Annotated in this window: 4 protein-coding genes and 1 pseudogene; all 5 read right to left on the minus strand. The window is 41.5% G+C overall.

Annotation, left to right across the window (positions count from 1 at the left end):
• Window positions 1-24: 24 nt before the first annotated feature.
• On the minus strand, window positions 25-582 hold the full coding sequence (locus B7X71_RS15135; protein WP_293599366.1) for a hypothetical protein: 558 nt from the start codon (window positions 580-582) through the stop codon (window positions 25-27).
• A gap of 3 nt (window positions 583-585) precedes the next feature.
• On the minus strand, window positions 586-939 hold the full coding sequence (locus B7X71_RS15140) for a hypothetical protein (protein ID WP_293601291.1): 354 nt from the start codon (window positions 937-939) through the stop codon (window positions 586-588).
• A 369-nt stretch (window positions 940-1308) separates the two neighbouring features.
• The gene (locus B7X71_RS15145) at window positions 1309-1686 is read right to left on the minus strand and encodes a DUF2946 domain-containing protein (RefSeq protein ID WP_293599364.1); all 378 of its coding nucleotides are present in this window, start codon (window positions 1684-1686) and stop codon (window positions 1309-1311) included.
• Between the two features lie 25 nt (window positions 1687-1711).
• Window positions 1712-2128 carry a DsrE family protein gene (locus tag B7X71_RS15150; RefSeq protein WP_293599363.1) on the minus strand — a complete coding sequence of 139 codons (417 nt, stop codon included), beginning with the start codon at window positions 2126-2128 and terminating at the stop codon, window positions 1712-1714.
• Window positions 2129-2209: 81 nt separating this feature from the next.
• Window positions 2210-2480: pseudogene (locus B7X71_RS15155) on the minus strand (TonB-dependent receptor); the annotation flags it as partial.

The raw sequence follows: 2480 nt of genomic DNA on the forward strand, positions 1-2480 counted from the left end.
TTTAATCGGAATATCGCCATGGTATTAAAAATTCCGAATGAAGGGGTTTTGAGCCATAAATAGCTCCTCCCTTAGCTGATGAATGCGCTCCTCAATCAGACGGTAGGCAGGCTTATTGGTTTTGGCTTGCAAGGAAAATATCCCATCAATTTCTTGGGCCGCTAAGGGGTCTACTTTTACGGTCGATTTATTGACAAATAAGGATAAAGAAAAATGTTTACAGTACTTTTCCATGGACTTAATTTTCTTACACTGTGCGGCGATATTTCGTAGGGAGATGCGTTTGGCCTTCTTGGGTAAACATCCTAAATATGAAGACTGATATTTTTGAATGAATAGTTGATCAGACGGAAGGTCAACTGGCAATTTGACCAAAATAGATTCATCGCTATAACGCGTAGTCCAAATATAGCTAGCTAATTCTTCTGGTTTTAAGCGGCTGATATCGGATTTATTGACCGAGCTTGGTCCGCAGTAAGTAATAGCAAGTTCCTTATGGGGTAGATTCAAATCTTGTGAAACAGACTGAAGCAATTGCCGCACAGAATCTTCATTTCCTGAAGAGTTAAAAAAGGCGTACATGGATTAGCCCTCCTTTTTCTTGCTGGAATACGGCTTATCAAAATCGATCAGCGGATAGGCATCGGCTACGTAGGCTGGGCCTTTCATAATCATCACAATAAGCGCCCCAAATCCAATTGTGAAAATTGCTGTGCAATAAAACACAATCAAGCTAATGACATAGATATCTACTGTACCGATCCAACGCTGCACCTCACTAACGCTACCAGCAATTGGAAATAATCTAGCCAAAAGCGATGGCAAACTAAGCCCCAGAAGTCCAAAAATAAATACCTGCGGAATGTGACGCAAAATCTTACGCTCTATCCCAGGAGCAACCTTAGGGTGATTCTTTAGCTTATTGAAAAATCGGCTCATCATGTCCTCGTTTCATACACACAATTATGGGACTGAAGGCCAACTGGTGTCATCTCAAATTTTGGCTTACTAGCCTCATAAGCAGCCTGAGCCTGCATAAAGCTATAAATACCTACAATCCATACTACACAAGCCAAAAGGCTTAATAGCAGACCACGTTTTAGACCTCTTGCTGAATACCAAGAATGATTCATAATGGCATGCCTCGACTAATAAGCCAGGCAATTAAACCCATCATGGCACCAATGTTGATATGCATTTTCAGATGCATCATATGTTTTGCTAAATTCATCATTACTCCCAACCCAATTTATGGTGAATCACCATCAACTCTTATCCAACATGGATAAACCATGCACCTAAACGGAACTAAGAGGCTGTAGGAGGGGCTCTAGAAGGAAGTCTGATCCAGGCAGAAAGTCTCTGAGGGGCTTGATATGAAAATTTCGCTTGCACTGTATAACCAAGAGGAGTTACAAACTGAAATGTGCTGAAGCTAGGTAATAAATAGATTGGCTGAACTAAGCAGTACGGGCAGTGACTACCCATAGCTGAAGACGAAGAAGGCTCATCATCACCGATGACCTGAGTCATCTTTGTGCCGTTGGTGCTGCAAATCTCAACTACAAAACCTTGGCCATTACTAGCCAAAGATAAAGCCTGTGAAACAGCAGGCGCAAGCGCACCCAACCAGATAGCCAAAGCAGCTATCCAGTGAACGAGCTTGCTGTGCTGAATTAAATGCATAACTAATAATACTTAAAATAATCTATTACCAGGTCATTGTCTTGGTATTGTCTTTAAACAAGGCTTCACCTGTTACCTTGGCGCCACCCATTTTGATGCCAGGCAATAAATCAGTTTCAGAAAAGCCGTAGTGCTTTAAGCACAGTGGGCACATAATCACTACTCCACCTTGAGCAATAATCTCAGCCAACATCTTCTGCTGTTCTGGATACTTGGCTGCACCGGATTTCACGCCAAGGTAAACCCCTTTATCGCTCAAGAAAACGCTTAATGGATGGCCAGCTGCATTCATATGCGATCCAAAGTTAAATGCCATCGTTGCACGATGTGGTTCATCACTAGTCAAGCTCACAAATAGCGGATCATTGGCACCAGCAAAAACTGATAGAGATAAAGTGGCTAATACTACAAGTACTGCTGATTTCAAGGTTTTTGTAAACATATCCAACTCCTTTTTTAAAAATAATGATTAATTTTCCTGATAAAGCACATACGTAATTTGATGCATATCAAATCATTTTTACTAGAACTTCATATTTGCAGAGACATAGAATGTTCTCCCCATTCCGGCAACTGCAGTTCCCCATGGGACCCCATTCATTGACATGGTATTTCCTTGACCCAGATATGCTCCGCCTTGCGGTAATGCATAAAGCTTGTTTAGTAAGTTTTCAATGCCAAAGTTCACACGGTATTTCTTATCGTCATATGAGGCGCGTAAGTTGTATAGCGAATAACCACCAGTAGCGATCTCATTTCTAACGGCATTGAGGTTTGTCTTAGCCGCTACAAAT

It is taken from the genome of Polynucleobacter sp. 39-46-10 (assembly GCF_002282275.1).